Source organism: Erythrobacter litoralis (assembly GCF_029760855.1).
Lineage (GTDB): Bacteria > Pseudomonadota > Alphaproteobacteria > Sphingomonadales > Sphingomonadaceae > Qipengyuania > Qipengyuania litoralis_A.
On the sequence record NZ_SOSI01000006.1, the window covers coordinates 151,490 to 165,198 of the forward strand.

Genomic DNA, 13,709 nt, shown 5'->3' on the forward strand with positions numbered 1-13,709 from the left:
ATCGGGACACGCCCTCTGCCGGATCAGGAATTCGAGAAGCCCTCTCTCCTCTACGGCGCCGCCTTGCGGCGCAGCCATGCTGTCAGTTCATCGTTCCAGTCGGTGTCGTGGGAGGAAGGCTTGCGCACATGGATCGTCCGGCCTTCTTGTTCGTAGGCAGCCAGGCCACGCGACGCAGCCAGCTCGCCGCCAGCGTCATGATCGACGAAGAGATGGAGTTCAGTCACGCTCTCGGGCACGCCGACGAGGCCGAAGCGCTCATTGCCCAATGTCGCCCAGGCGGGAATACCGGTAAGAGCGTAGGCCGACATCGCGCTCTCGATGCCTTCGGCAAGGCCGAGCTTGCCGGAGACCGGAGTGAAGAGCCGGACGGCAGCCTCATCGAGCGCGCCGAGCGCCCGCTTCGGCTTGTCGAAGCCGGCCTTGGCATTGCCCGAAAGGAACGTGCGATGGACGGCAATCGGCCCCTTGTCGAGGCTGACTGCCGCGATCATGGCGGGCAGAAAGCGGGTGCGCCCTTTCGGGCCAAGAGGCGTTCTTGGATGAAAGCGGAGCGCAGAAGATGCGGCGAGGATGCCGCGGCTCTCAAGATATGCCTTGGCCGGACTGGCACGCAGCGGCTGTGCTTCGCGCCAGATCCTCAGCGCTGCCGCCGAGGGTTTGCGCATTCTGCTCGCCTCGGGATCCTCACTGATCGCAGAACCTGAAAATAGCGAGGTTGCGTCGACACCTTCACGCGCCAAAGCAGCCAGCACGCTCTGCTGATCGCATCCCGCGAAACAATGGAAGAGGATTGCCTGTCGGCCGAGCGACACTCCGAGTGAAGGCGTGCGGTCATCATGCGCAGGGCAGCAGGCCATGCCCTTGGTGCCGGACCATTTGCCCCCTCGCGATTCGCAAATGCGGCGCGCCATGTCCTCCAGGGAAGACCGTGATTGGGTGGACAGTGGAAGGGACATGGCGGCTCCATTGCGGTTCAATTGCCCCTGCCGAACGCATCCCTCCCCTCTGCAGCAGGCCAACGTCAAACCGTTTTCCTACAGCCTTTGTTCCATTTATGTTCTCATGCGATTCGTACCCAGATACGAGGCGAACACGATGAGAATATTCCAATTGGCTGTTATCGCGTACGCATTAGTCGCGTGCAGCTCCAGCAGTTTGCAGGCGCAGGAATTCCAGGTATTCGATCATGGTCTCGGCCAGAGCGAAATGCCCCGGACTTCGTTAGAGGACAATTGGTCGTCACAGACTTCTGATGGAGCTGCTGCCCCCCAATCGTCTCCGCGCCGTTCATTCAAGGAAGCGCTTTACGAGCCGCTCATCAGGCAAGCGGAAGTACGCTATCAACTTCCTCCTCGTCTGCTGCAGGCGCTCGTCTGGCAGGAGTCGCGCTTCGACCCGATGGCAATAAGTTCAGCAGGAGCGGCAGGGCTTGCACAGTTGATGCCGGCAACCGCTCGTGAACTGGGCGTCGGCAACAGGCATGACCCAGGCCAGAGTATCGACGGCGGAGCCCGCTATCTTAGGCAAATGCTCGACCGTTTCGGGGCAATTCACCTTGCTCTGGCAGCCTACAATGCGGGACCCGGAGCGGTCAGTCGGGCGGGCGGAATTCCCAAAAATCGTGAAACCCCGGGCTATGTTCGCAGCGTTCTCGCGCGATGGATGGCATACAGCGCAACATGAATACGAATCGGATACGGATCAGCGGGCGCCTTGAGCTCGTGCCACGAGGAATGGCGATTATCACAGATGCGGGTGACCATTGGGTTCTTGAAGATTTCGAGCCATCCAATGACGACATCGGTTTCGATGTCACTGCCGAAGGCGTAATCGTTGGCCTTGATCGGCTTCGAGTAGAGTGGCTGGGACAGGTGCCGGCCTAGCCATTCGACTAGGCGGCGCGAAGTACTGCAAGCTTGCCACGATCGCTCCGCTGTTGATCGAGGAAGTCTGCCCAGTCCTGAAGCATCAAACGCCTCGGTGCGAGGTATTCGGCTGCATTGTAAGCGCCGCGAACTTCGTTTTCCTCGCTGTGGGCAAGCTGTAGCTCAACCCAATCTGAGTTGTATCGGCGCATCCAGATGGGTGGCTGGCCAACCTCAACCAATTGTTCATTGGCCCAAGTGCTAGCGAGGCCCCTGAACCCATGCACCGTTTGCCTGCCGTGATATCCGAGCCGATAGAGTCCGTAGATCATCGTGTTTTCGGATATCGGTTGCTTCGGCTTCTGGCCGGGGAACAGGTACTCGCCATTGGCAGTCGCGATCAGGTCTCGAACTAAGTCGGTCGCCTGACGAGAAAGAGGGACGATGTGCTCGCGTCGCATCTTCATTCGTTCAGCGGCAACCCGCCAAACCGGGGCATCGCTGTCCAGACCTTCAAACTCCTGCTTGGTAGCGAAGCGAAGCTCCTTGGTACGGACCCAGGTCAGGAGAGCAAATTTAAGAGCCGCTCTGGTGATCTCGGAGCGCCTCTCGACTTCTTCTTCATATCGATCGATCTTCGTCAGTAGGTCTGGAAGTTCGGCCAAAGGCAGCTTGGACATATGCCGAACACGGGGTCGTGGTTTCAATGCTCCGCGCAAGTGAGCGGTGGGATCCGTCTCGCACATGCCGCTGGCTATAGCGAATTGGAAGACTTGGCCGATTCCCTGCTTGGCGCGCCGACTGATATCGAGCGCTCCACGTTCCTCGATCTTTCGAATGACCTTCAGAACTTCCGGTGGAGTGATCTCATGCATCATCATCTCGCCCAAGACAGGCAGGACATCCCGCTCAAGGCGTGACCACACCCTGCTGGCATGAGCCGGGTCAAGACTGCTCTCGCGATTCCTATGCCACATGGAGGCGACGGACCTGAAGGTTCTTTCTTCTTCGAAATCACGTCCTGGTTTGTGGACCATGGGATCGGTGCCCTGCGCCAATGTCGCCTTCGCAAGCTTCTTGAGTTCTCGTGCCGCCGCGATGCCAATGTCAGGGTACGGGCCAAACGAGAGAAGCTTCTCCTTGCCGCTGAAACGATATTTCATGCGCCATAACTTCGAGCCATTTTGCTGGACCAGCAGGAACAAACCCTCCCCGTCAGCCAGCTTGTACGGACGATCGGAAGCCTTCGCCTTTTTGATTTGAATCTCGCTCAGGGCCATTGGGGGTATCGCTCCTTTTCAGTACCCCCCGGAAATACCCCCAAAATACCCCCACACCAAATCCGGCTTCAAGCGAATGCAAGCGGACACATGCGGACGCGAATCACGCAGAAGCTTTTGAATTTATTTGATTTTGCGGATGCAAGCGGATGCATGCGAACCCATGCGGATTCGAGAATGGTAGCGGAGGAGGGACTTGAACCCCCGACACGCGGATTATGATTCCGCTGCTCTAACCACCTGAGCTACTCCGCCCCGAACATGCACGGAGCATCGCCGAAAGGCACTGACGCCCCCGGCAGGCGGCGCGTTTAGGGCGGGCCGCCCGACCGGTCAACCGTCATTTGCCGCGAAAGGCGAAGTCGCGCACGAATTCCCACGGGCCGCCGCGATAGCGATAAAGCGAGAGGCCGGGAAAGGCGAATGACTGCTGGTCGATCGTGCCCGCAATCTGCGCCTGCAAGGCTTTGGCCTCCTTCGAGGAAACCTTGTTCTGGATGGTGACGTGCAGCCGCGGACGATGCTGGTCCTGTGCGGTCAGCATGCCATGAAAATGGTCGGCGATCTCATCCCTGAGATCGAGCAATTGCGGGCTGCTTAGCTTAATCGCGGTGCCCCCGCCGAGCGGCATCAGGCCCTCGACGCGACCCTGCAAAGGCGCAACCTCGCCGACTAGTCTCGCAAGATAGCTGCAGGCTTCCGGCTCGCATTGTCCTGGGATCGCGTGAAACAGCGTGACGTGCGCTTCTAGATAATTGCGCTCAGGCGGGAAGTGTTCGGTGCGCAGATCGGTGAACCGCCGATGCAGCTCCGGCGGCAGTTTGGCCGTCAGGATGAGGGGGGCATCGCTCCCGCTCACATCTCGCCCCGTTCGCGGCGCAACTTGCGCCAGGCCGCAGCGTTGCGGTTGTGCTCGTCCAATGTCTCCGCGAACACATGCCCGCCGCTACCGTCCGCGACGTAATAGAGCGCCTTGGTTTCTGCCGGATCGAGCACGGCGGCAATTGCCTCGCGGCCAGGATTGGTGATCGGTCCTGCCGGTAACCCGGCAATGGCGCGCGTATTGTACGGGTTGGGGTCGCGCAGTTCAGAGACGCGGATGCGGCGGCCAAGCGGCTTTCCTTTGGTAATGGGATAGATCGTGGTCGCATCGGCGCCCAGCATCATGCCGATACGGACACGGTTGGAAAGAGCGCCCGCAACCATTCGGCGTTCGCGCGGTACGCCGGTTTCCTTTTCCACGATCGAGGCGAGGATCACGGCTTCGCGCGGACTGTCGACCGCGGCAGAGGCATCACGCTTCTTCCATGCTTCGGCGAGGTAAGCGGTCATCGCGTCCTGCATCCGGGCGAGAACGGCCGCACGGCTCTCGCCGCGCTCGAAATCATAGGTATCCGGCAGAATACTGCCTTCCGTGGGAACGTCGATCTGGCCGGTCAGCAGATCCTCGGCCATGAGTTTTTCGTAGACCAGGATCGAAGGCATGCCTTCGGGGATCGTCAGGAATCGGCGAATCACGTCCCCATGCTGAAACGTGTCCAGAATAGTCGCAGGGCTCGCTTCTGCAGGAAGGGCGAACTCGCCAGCCTTTACAGGATCGCTCGATCCGAGAATCTTAGCGCGCAGTAAGAAAGCGTCGGCCGATCCGATGAGCCCGTCTTCTTCAAGCATGTTGGCGACACTGGTAAGCGTGGAGCCCGAGCGTACGATAACCGTCGTATCCTCATCGATATCGGCGCTGCCCCACCATCCGGAGGCGAACCAAGCCGCACCGATCATCGCTATAACGGCGAAGGCCGCGACGACCGCCTTCGCCGCGCGCATATCAGGCGACTTTCTTGACGATCAGGGATGCGTTGGTGCCACCGAAGCCGAAACTGTTGTTGAGCGCTGCCTCGACCTCACGCTTCTTGGCATTGTGCGGTACGAGGTCGACACCTTCGGTGCCTTCGTCCGGATCGTCGAGGTTGAGGGTCGGCGGCACGATCTGGTCGCGGATGGCTAGGATGCAGAAGATCGTCTCGACCGCCCCTGCCCCACCCAGCAAATGGCCGATTGCCGATTTCGTGCTGCTCATGCTGGCACCGCACAAATCATCGCCCAGCACGCGCTTTACCGCGGCGAGCTCGATCGTGTCGGCCATGGTCGAGGTTCCGTGGGCGTTGACATAGTCGATGTCACACGCGTCCATTCCGGCCTTACGCAGCGCCATGCGCATCGCGAGTTCGGCACCCTTGCCTTCAGGATGCGGCGCAGTGACGTGATAGGCATCGCCCGAGAGACCGTAGCCGACGACTTCGGCGTAGATCTTCGCGCCACGCGCTTTGGCGTGTTCGTATTCTTCCAGCACAACAACGCCAGCGCCCTCGCCCAGCACGAAGCCGTCGCGATTGCGATCATAGGGGCGGCTCGCCTTTTCGGGCGTGTCGTTCATGCTCATGTTGAGTGCACGGGCCTGCGCGAAGCCGGCCACGCCTAGAGGGTTGATGGTCGACTCGGCGCCGCCAGCTACCATGACGTCGGCATCGTCGTCCTTGATCATGCGGGCAGCGTCGCCGATCGCGTGCGCACCTGAAGAGCAGGCGGTGACAACGGCGTGGTTGGGGCCCATCAGCCCGTAACGGATGGAAATCTGCCCGCCGATCAAGTTAATCAGCCGCCCGTGAACGAAATGCGGGCTGACCCGGCTCGGGCCACGTTCGTGCAGGTTGATCGATTCTGATTCGATTCCCGGCAACCCACCGATGCCCGAACCGATGGTAACGCCTGCGCGTTCTTTGAGCGCATCGTCCATCTCGTCGAGACCGGCATCCTCGAGCGCCTGGCCTGCCGCATCGAGGCCGAAGATGATCATCGGATCAACTTGCCGCTGTATCTTGTGATCGATGCGCTTGTCGGGATCGAAGCCGTATTCGTGATCCTTACCCTTCACCTCGCAGGCGATCTTCGCCTTCTGGTCGCTCGCATCGAAGCGCGTGATCGGACCCGCCCCGCTCTTGCCGGCGAGGAGGTTCGACCACGTGGTTTCGACATCGGCACCCAGCGGGGTGACAAGGCCAAGTCCGGTTACGACCACACGACGCATGAAAATCTCCGAGGAAAAAAGACGACAGGCCCGGCCCGCTAGTTAAGGGGTCGGGCCTGCCGGATACCGCAGAAGCGGGTTTAAGAGCTACGGAAAAGCCTTAGCCCTTGTGCTCTTCGATATAGCGGGTCGCATCTCCGACGGTCGTGATCTTCTCGGCCGCATCGTCGGGGATTTCGACACCGAATTCCTCTTCGAAAGCCATCACGAGCTCGACGATGTCGAGGCTGTCGGCACCCAGATCGTCGATGAAGCTAGCATCCTGCGTGACCTTGTCGGCCTCGACACCCAGATGCTCCACAACAATCTTCTGCACGCGTTCGGCAGTTTCGCTCATTCCATTCCCTCTCTTGATGGGGTTAATTTGGCTTTCGCCCTAATGAACGGGGCGGCGCTGCGCAAGTCCGGTTAGGACGGCAGGCCGCGCACCCACGTTCGGCAGACACTTTTATTCGCCGATATTGTCCACGCGTGCCGCTTCCGGCGCTCCGGCCTTGGGCTGATCGACCGTGCGGATGCTGAGTTCGCGCAATTGCTTCGGGCTTACGATACTGGGCGCGCCCATCATCAGGTCCTGCGCGCGCTGGTTCATCGGGAAGGCAATCACTTCGCGAATGTTCGGCTCGTCGGCCAGCAACATTACGATCCGGTCGATGCCGGGGGCCGAACCGCCATGCGGCGGGGCGCCAAGCTTGAAGGCTTCGATCATGCCGGAGAAGTTCGCATCGACCTCCTCGCGCGAATAGCCGGCAATCTCGAACGCCTTGTACATTATGTCGGGCCGATGGTTACGGATCGCGCCGGAGGAGAGTTCATAACCGTTGCAGACGATGTCGTACTGCCACGCCTTGATTTCGAGCGGGTCCTGCGTTTCCAGCGCTTCCAGTTCGCCTTGCGGCATCGAGAACGGGTTGTGGCTGAAATCGACACGCTTCAGTTCCTCGTCGTATTCGAACATCGGGAAATCGACGATCCAGCAGAACTTGAAGCAGCCTCCCTCGACCAGTCCCAGTTCCTCGGCGACGCGGGTGCGCGCGGCTCCGGCCAGCTTGGCGGCGTCCTTCTCCTTGCCGGCGGCGAAGAACAAGCCGTCGTTCTCGCCAAGCCCGAGTTCGGCATAGAGCTTGTCCATGCCCTCGCCCCCGTGATTCTTGGCGATCGGCCCGCCAAATTCGCCGCCCTTGCGGGTGACGTAACCAAGGCCCGCGAAGCCCTCGCGGCGCGCCCACTCGTTCATGTCGTCGAAGAACTTGCGGCTTTTTTCGTGCGTGTTTGGCGCGGGGATCACGCGAACCCGGCCACCTCCGCCCACGATCTTTTCGAAAAGGCCGAAGCCGCTCGTCTCGAAATGCGAGGTGACGTCGCTGATCTCCAGCGGATTGCGCAAGTCGGGCTTGTCGCTTCCGTATTTCAGCATCGCCTCAGCATAGGGAATGCGCGGAAATTCACCGGCAGGGGTCACGCTCTTGCCGTTCGCAAATTCCTCGAACACGCCCGCCAGCACCGGCTCGATCGTATTGAATACGTCTTCCTGCGTGACGAAGCTCATCTCGAAATCGAGCTGATAGAATTCCGGGCTGCGATCGGCGCGCAAATCTTCGTCGCGGAAACAGGGCGCGATCTGGAAGTAGCGGTCGAACCCGGCGACCATCAGCAGCTGCTTGAACATCTGCGGCGCCTGTGGAAGCGCGTAGAAACGGCCGGGATGAAGTCGGCTGGGCACAAGATAATCGCGCGCGCCTTCGGGGCTGGACGCACCGAGGATCGGGGTCTGGAACTCGCTGAATCCCTGGTCGGTCATGCGGCGGCGCAGGCTCTGGATCACGTGGTTGCGCAGCATTATGTTCTTGTGAACCCGCTCGCGCCTGAGGTCGACGAAACGGTATTTGAGCCGAGTCTCTTCGGGATAGTCCTCCGCCGAATTGACGATCAGCGGCAGTTCGTCCGCACGGCTTTGTACCGCCGCGCTTCGGGCGAACACCTCGATCTCGCCAGTGGGCAGGTTCGCATTGACTGTGCCTTCGCTCCGCGCCTTTACCTCGCCGTCAATCGTAACAACGCTTTCCAGCCGCAGCCCCTCGAGCAGCGAAAGCGCCTCACTGTCCTCGTCGGCTACGATCTGGGTAATGCCGTAATGATCGCGCAGGTCGACGAACAGCACGCCGCCATGGTCGCGCTTCTTGTGGACCCAGCCGGACAGGCGAACCGTGTCGCCGACATTTTCCTTGGTCAGGGCGGCGCAGGTATGGGTACGGTAGGCGTGCATCGAAAGACTTTCCAAATTGCGGGCTTTGGCGCTAGGGCGCCGACATCGTGTGCGAGGCGCTTCCCTAGCGATGAAACGCGCGCGCTAACAGGGCAAGGCCGGGGATTTGTCAAGATCGCACCGGCCGAGGGCGGCACTCCGCCCAGCAAGCAGAAAAGACACGTATGAAAATCCACGACCTGATTACCGATACGGAAACGCTGGCCGAGCTGTGCGAGCGTCTCGCCAAAAGCGAATTCGTGTGCGTCGACACCGAATTCATGCGCGAGAATACCTATTGGCCGGAACTCTGCCTCGTGCAGATCGGCAATGAGGAGGAAGCCGCCGCGGTCGATCCGCTGGCCGAGGGGATCGATCTCAAGCCCCTGCTCGGCCTTCTCACCGACAACGAGGACGTGCTCAAAATCTTTCACGCCGGGGGGCAGGATGTGGAGATCATCTACAACCTCACCGGCAAGACGCCGCACCCCATCTTCGATACCCAGATCGCAATGATGGCCATCAGCCAGTCCGAACAGATCGGCTATGCCAATCTCGTCGAAAGCTGGCTCGGCTTTACGGTCGACAAGGGCGCGCGCTTCACCGATTGGAGCCGCCGCCCGCTCACCGAGCGGCAAATTGAGTACGCCATCGGCGATGTTACCCATCTGGCGAAGATCTTCCCGCGCATTCTCAAGAAGCTAATGAAGACCGAGCGCGGTTTGTGGCTGAATGCCGAAATGGAGAAGCTCGCTGATCCCGCCAACTATGCCAACGATGCCGACACCGCCTGGCACCGTATCCGCTCGCCCGGCCGCAATGCGCAGGTCCTCGGACGGTTGAAGGCGCTCGCAGCCTGGCGTGAGAGCGAGGCGCAGCATAAGAACATTCCCCGCGGCCGGATCATGCGTGACGAAACATTGGCCGATATCGCCAGCCACCCGCCGAAAAAGCAGGCCGACCTCACCAAGGTGCGCGGGCTTTCGAATGCCTGGAAAGACAATGACATCGGCAAGCGTCTGATGAAAGTGATCGAAAGCGCCGAGCCTCTGCCGAAAGACGAGATGCCCGATCGGCCGAAGCGCGGCGCCCCGCTAGGCAAGGAAGGCGCATTGGTCGCGGACCTGCTGAAGCTGCTCCTGAAGATTCGCGCGCGTGAGATCGATGTGGCGGCCCGCTTGCTCACCCGTTCCGACGAGATGGAAGCGCTGGCATCCGGCTCGCGCGACCTGCCGATCTTGGAGGGCTGGCGTTACGAGGTATTCGGCAGGGACGCGCTCGACCTCGTCGAAGGCAAGCTCGCCTTCGCAGTGAAGAACGGCCGACTGAAAATGACCCATGTCGATGACGTACCAACGGAAGAGGCCGCTGAGTAACGACCTCGCCGTCTTTCAAGCGCTGCGAGGCGTCGCTTTTTGATACTTGCCCTCGAACCACGGCAGCCCTTCGACAAGCTGGGGGCGAACGGATAGAACCATATCGCAATGTCCACCTACCTTCCCACCATCAAGCAGCTGCAATATCTCGTCGCGTTGCATGAGCATGGTCATTTCGGCCGCGCGGCAGAGGCATCGTTCGTGTCGCAGTCGACATTGAGCGCGGGCATCCGCGAGCTGGAGTCGCTTCTCGGCGTTACGCTGGTGGAGCGCAGCCGGCGGGTGGTGCGGTTCACAGCCCTTGGAAATTCGGTGGTGGAGAAGGCGCACCGCATCCTGCGCGAGGCGGAAGAATTATCGGACCTCGTTCAGGCCGCCGGAAAGCCGCTGGCCGGGCAACTCCGTATGAGTGTTATCCCCACGATCGCCCCGTTCCTCCTACCGCGTTTTCTTCCGCGCCTGCGCAGCGAGCGACCCGATCTCGAACTGTTCCTGCGCGAAGAGACTAGCCAGGATGCCGTCGAATCGCTGCAGCACGGGCGAGTCGATTGCGCTTTGCTTGCCCTGCCCTTCGCGACCGGCGAAGTGGAGATGGCGCATATCGACGACGATCCGCTCTACGTCGCCTTTCCCAAGGACGATCCGCGCGACCCGCCGGAGACCGTCACTGCCGATATGATCGACGAGGGACGGTTGCTCCTGCTCGAAGATGGGCATTGCCTGAAGGAACATGCGCTCGCCGCCTGTAACCGGCCTGAATTGCGGGCCAGCGCGACGATGATCGCCACCAGTCTGCATACGCTGGTGCAAATGGTGAACAACGGCCTCGGCCTTACGATGCTTCCTGAAATGGCGGTGCAGGCAAACATCCTGAGCGGCACCGACGTGGTCGCCCGCCCTTTGAAAAGCAAAGCCGCCAGCCGCGAGATCGTGCTGATCTGGCGCAAGAACTCGCCGCGGCGCAGCGATTTCGAATTGCTGGCGGAGGAATTGCGGGCGGGTTAGAAACCCTGACGGTTTCGCGTTCCTACAATCGCGAAAAGGTAACAGGGCTCAGTTTCTTATAGTAACTATGCTCGCCAATATCGAGATCGATAAGAATGTTTGATCGAACATCCATAGCTAAAGCCAGAAAGGATCCAGCTTTCGAAGAGCATGCGTGGCTTACTTTCTATCTAGCAGGTGAGCCGAACCAGCATTTTGCCATGAAACCGGGTCTCGAGCTGATGAAAGCATTTAATCTTGACGAACCGTATGATGGTTTTGTTTATGCGAAAGTTGGTGTCTTAGTCGATGAAAAGCATATCGAGCGATGTGTGGCTAAAGTCAAAAAGCTCGCGAGAAATGCAGGTGTTCAACTGGTGGGAATCGATTTGGATTCATCTCCAGACGAGCAATCAACATTTTACACAATTTCGAATTAGTTTAGTCCCGGAGCAGACAACGGGTTACTTCTCCCATTTGCACCTCAATCCATATGCTTCAAGCCGACGCGCAGGTAGTCCCACCCGGTCACCAGCGTCAGGATCGCCGCTCCCCATAGGGTGATCAAACCCACCGTGTGCGGCACGTTCGCCTCGATAGCGCCGAGCATCACGTTCCAGTTTGGCAGCCCCTGCCCCAAAATCAGCGAGCCTAGCGCGACTAGCTGGAATGTCGTCTTCCACTTCGCCAGCGCCGATACGGGTACGCTTACCTGCAAGCCGCCGAGAAATTCGCGAAGGCCCGACACCGCGATCTCTCGCACGAGGATAATTAGGCCGGCGATAACATGCGCATCGCCCACATACGGGCCACGCAGCACGCCCTGCGCCGCCAGCACGAGGATGACGGCGGCCACCATGATCTTGTCCGCGATCGGATCGAGAAAAATGCCGAGCTTCGACACCGCCCCGCTCGACCGTGCGAGATAGCCGTCGAAATAGTCGGTAATGCCCATCAGACAGTACAGCACGAAGGCGGCAAGATAGCCCGCAGCCCAGCCCGGCCACCACAGCAGGAACGCCAGCAACGGGATCGCGACGATGCGCGACAGGGTGAGGATGTTGGGAAGGCTCATCATGGACGCTGTCTCCCTAGCGCGTCACGCCCCGCCGCAAAAGGCGCGGATTGTCCTTGTCCCGCAATCTCATGTCGCTAGGGGTGCGAACCGAGACGAGAGGTTTCCTTTCGGGGGGTCATGACGACGACTACGCATCTGCTGCGCACACGGCGGTTCCTGCCGCTTTTCGTGACCCAGCTGTTCAACGCTTTCAACGACAATCTGTACAAGACGGCGATGGTGCTGTTCGTCGTGTACAGCATCTATAATTCCGAAGAGGCGGAAGGCATCTTCTCGGCCGTCGCTTCGGGCGTGTTCATCGTGCCGTTCTTCGTTCTGTCGGCGCTGGCCGGGCAATTGGCCGACATGCGCGACAAGGCGGCGATCATCCGGATCGTCAAGCTGTGCGAGATCGGGCTGATGCTGATCGGGGCGGCGGGCCTCTATCTGGCGTGGCGCGGCTTCGCGCTGCCGGTCTCGCTGTTCGGGATCGATACGAGCGTGCCGATCCTGCTGATGCTGTTCGCGCTGTTTCTCGGCGGGGTACAATCGACCTTTCTCGGGCCGATCAAATACGCGATCCTGCCGCAGCATCTGCGTAAGGAAGAAGTCCTCGCCGGCACCGGGCTGGTGGAGGCGGGGACCTATATCGCGATCCTCGCCGGAACGATCCTGGCTGGCTGGATCCCGGCGGAAGTCGCTGCCATCCTGATTATCGTCACCGCCATCGTCGGCTATTTCGTCAGCCGGCAGGTGCCCCCCGCCCCGGCGCAAGGAGCGGTCGAGAAGCTCGACTGGAACATCTGGCGTGCGTCCGGCCATCTCATTCGGGAGACGATGCACAATCGCGAGATCTATTACGCCATCTTGGCTATCAGCTTCTTCTGGACCATCGGGGCGGTACTGTTCATCCAGTTCCCGCCACTCGCAAAGAACGTGTTGATGGCGAGCAAGGAAGTCGCCAGCCTGTTTCTCGTGGTGTTCTCGATCGGCGTCGCCATCGGATCGGTCGCGATCAATGCGCTGCTGAAGGGCGAGGTGTCGGCGCGCTATGCGCCAATTTCCGTCATTGCTATGGGCTTCTTCGTCGTCGCCTTCTACGTACTTGCTAAATTGTGGGAGCGCGACCAGCCGACCATGTTGCTCGATGTTCCGCAGTTCCTCGGGTGGCCGATGGCAGCGTTCATCCTGCTTGCCCTGCTCGGCATCGCGGTGGCGGGCGGCATGTTCGTGGTTCCGCTTTACGCGTTCCTCACCACCCGGGCGACGCCGGACAAGGCTTCGCGTACCATTGCAGCGAACAATATTGTCAATTCGGGTGCAATGGTGGGCGGCTCGCTACTGGCAATGGCGATGAGCGCAGCGGGTATCCCGATCGTGGAACAGGTCCTGCTGTGTGCAGCAATGTGTCTTGTTTCGGCGTGGCTGGGGCGCAAATTGCTGGACGCGGAACGCGATGCGGCGCTTGCCCAGGCGACAGCTTAAATGATGAAGGCCAAGACAGCCGCAAAAGTGGCGAAGTAGACAGTCGTTACCCCACGAACGTCCGACAGAGACAGGCGCCAGTCCGTCGTCCCGTCTGGAAGCAAGTCGCTGAATAACTTGCGACGACTCGGGAGAGAGGATCGCAGCCAGTGGCGGCGACCTTCGTTGGTAAGGACAAGTGCGCGTCTCATAGTGACCCATTAACGAGTTCTTTACTTTTGGGGTCCTGTGATTTCCAATCTGCCCCTGCGCGGGACATTTACCTTTTCCAGTGACCGTGTCGGTCAACCATACCTGCGGATTGCCAGTACCCCCCGGTGGAAGTACGC

The 13,709-nt window shown here is 60.2% G+C and carries 14 protein-coding genes and 1 tRNA gene; 6 read left to right on the plus strand and 9 right to left on the minus strand.

Going from position 1 to position 13,709, the window contains the following annotated elements; translation table 11 throughout:
• Window positions 1–50: 50 nt before the first annotated feature.
• Window positions 51–959 carry a DUF7146 domain-containing protein gene (locus E3U23_RS12245; RefSeq protein WP_279351562.1) on the minus strand — a complete coding sequence of 303 codons (909 nt, stop codon included), beginning with the start codon at window positions 957–959 and terminating at the stop codon, window positions 51–53.
• Window positions 960–1,098: 139 nt separating this feature from the next.
• Here E3U23_RS12245 and E3U23_RS12250 point away from each other — a divergent pair, with 139 nt between their 5' ends.
• The gene (locus E3U23_RS12250) at window positions 1,099–1,686 is read left to right on the plus strand and encodes a lytic transglycosylase domain-containing protein (protein ID WP_279351563.1); all 588 of its coding nucleotides are present in this window, start codon (window positions 1,099–1,101) and stop codon (window positions 1,684–1,686) included.
• On the plus strand, window positions 1,683–1,886 hold the full coding sequence (locus E3U23_RS12255) for a DUF5818 domain-containing protein (protein WP_279351564.1): 204 nt from the start codon (window positions 1,683–1,685) through the stop codon (window positions 1,884–1,886). The genes E3U23_RS12250 and E3U23_RS12255 overlap by 4 nt, the downstream gene beginning before the upstream one ends.
• An 8-nt stretch (window positions 1,887–1,894) precedes the next feature.
• On the opposite strand, the gene E3U23_RS12260 is transcribed toward E3U23_RS12255, so the two are convergent.
• From E3U23_RS12260 to aspS, 7 genes are all read right to left on the minus strand, one after another.
• Window positions 1,895–3,148, minus strand: a complete 1,254-nt coding sequence (locus E3U23_RS12260; RefSeq protein ID WP_279351565.1) for a tyrosine-type recombinase/integrase — start codon at window positions 3,146–3,148, stop codon at window positions 1,895–1,897.
• A gap of 178 nt (window positions 3,149–3,326) precedes the next feature.
• Window positions 3,327–3,403: transfer RNA gene (locus E3U23_RS12265), tRNA-Met, on the minus strand.
• An 85-nt stretch (window positions 3,404–3,488) separates the two neighbouring features.
• A complete protein-coding gene (locus E3U23_RS12270; RefSeq protein WP_279351566.1) occupies window positions 3,489–4,007 on the minus strand; it encodes a 2'-5' RNA ligase family protein in 519 nt (172 codons plus the stop codon).
• A complete protein-coding gene (gene mltG, locus E3U23_RS12275; RefSeq protein WP_279351567.1) occupies window positions 4,004–4,972 on the minus strand; it encodes an endolytic transglycosylase MltG in 969 nt (322 codons plus the stop codon). The genes E3U23_RS12270 and mltG overlap by 4 nt, the downstream gene beginning before the upstream one ends.
• A 1-nt stretch (window position 4,973) precedes the next feature.
• Complete coding sequence (gene fabF / locus E3U23_RS12280; RefSeq protein ID WP_279351568.1) at window positions 4,974–6,233, minus strand: beta-ketoacyl-ACP synthase II; 1,260 nt, start codon at window positions 6,231–6,233, stop codon at window positions 4,974–4,976.
• A 100-nt stretch (window positions 6,234–6,333) separates the two neighbouring features.
• Window positions 6,334–6,570, minus strand: a complete 237-nt coding sequence (locus tag E3U23_RS12285; RefSeq protein WP_279351569.1) for an acyl carrier protein — start codon at window positions 6,568–6,570, stop codon at window positions 6,334–6,336.
• Window positions 6,571–6,681: 111 nt separating this feature from the next.
• Window positions 6,682–8,499 (minus strand): aspartate--tRNA ligase, encoded by a 1,818-nt coding sequence (gene aspS, locus E3U23_RS12290; RefSeq protein ID WP_279351570.1) that lies wholly within the window; start codon window positions 8,497–8,499, stop codon window positions 6,682–6,684.
• Between the two features lie 164 nt (window positions 8,500–8,663).
• Between aspS and rnd the strand changes: the two genes are divergently transcribed.
• The 3 genes from rnd (at window position 8,664) to E3U23_RS12305 (ending at window position 11,278) form a co-directional block, all read left to right on the plus strand.
• Window positions 8,664–9,854: a ribonuclease D gene (gene rnd / locus E3U23_RS12295; RefSeq protein WP_279351571.1), complete on the plus strand. Its 1,191-nt coding sequence runs from the start codon at window positions 8,664–8,666 to the stop codon at window positions 9,852–9,854.
• Window positions 9,855–9,962: 108 nt separating this feature from the next.
• Window positions 9,963–10,859, plus strand: a complete 897-nt coding sequence (locus tag E3U23_RS12300; RefSeq protein ID WP_279351572.1) for a LysR substrate-binding domain-containing protein — start codon at window positions 9,963–9,965, stop codon at window positions 10,857–10,859.
• 95 nt (window positions 10,860–10,954) lie between these two features.
• Entirely contained in the window at window positions 10,955–11,278 is a 324-nt protein-coding gene (locus E3U23_RS12305; RefSeq protein ID WP_279351573.1) for a hypothetical protein, read from the plus strand.
• A gap of 44 nt (window positions 11,279–11,322) precedes the next feature.
• Here E3U23_RS12305 and pgsA read toward each other — a convergent pair whose 3' ends face one another.
• A complete protein-coding gene (pgsA, locus tag E3U23_RS12310; RefSeq protein WP_279351574.1) occupies window positions 11,323–11,916 on the minus strand; it encodes a CDP-diacylglycerol--glycerol-3-phosphate 3-phosphatidyltransferase in 594 nt (197 codons plus the stop codon).
• Between the two features lie 117 nt (window positions 11,917–12,033).
• Between pgsA and E3U23_RS12315 the strand changes: the two genes are divergently transcribed.
• Window positions 12,034–13,380: an MFS transporter gene (locus E3U23_RS12315; protein WP_279351575.1), complete on the plus strand. Its 1,347-nt coding sequence runs from the start codon at window positions 12,034–12,036 to the stop codon at window positions 13,378–13,380.
• The last annotated feature ends 329 nt before the right edge of the window (window positions 13,381–13,709 follow it).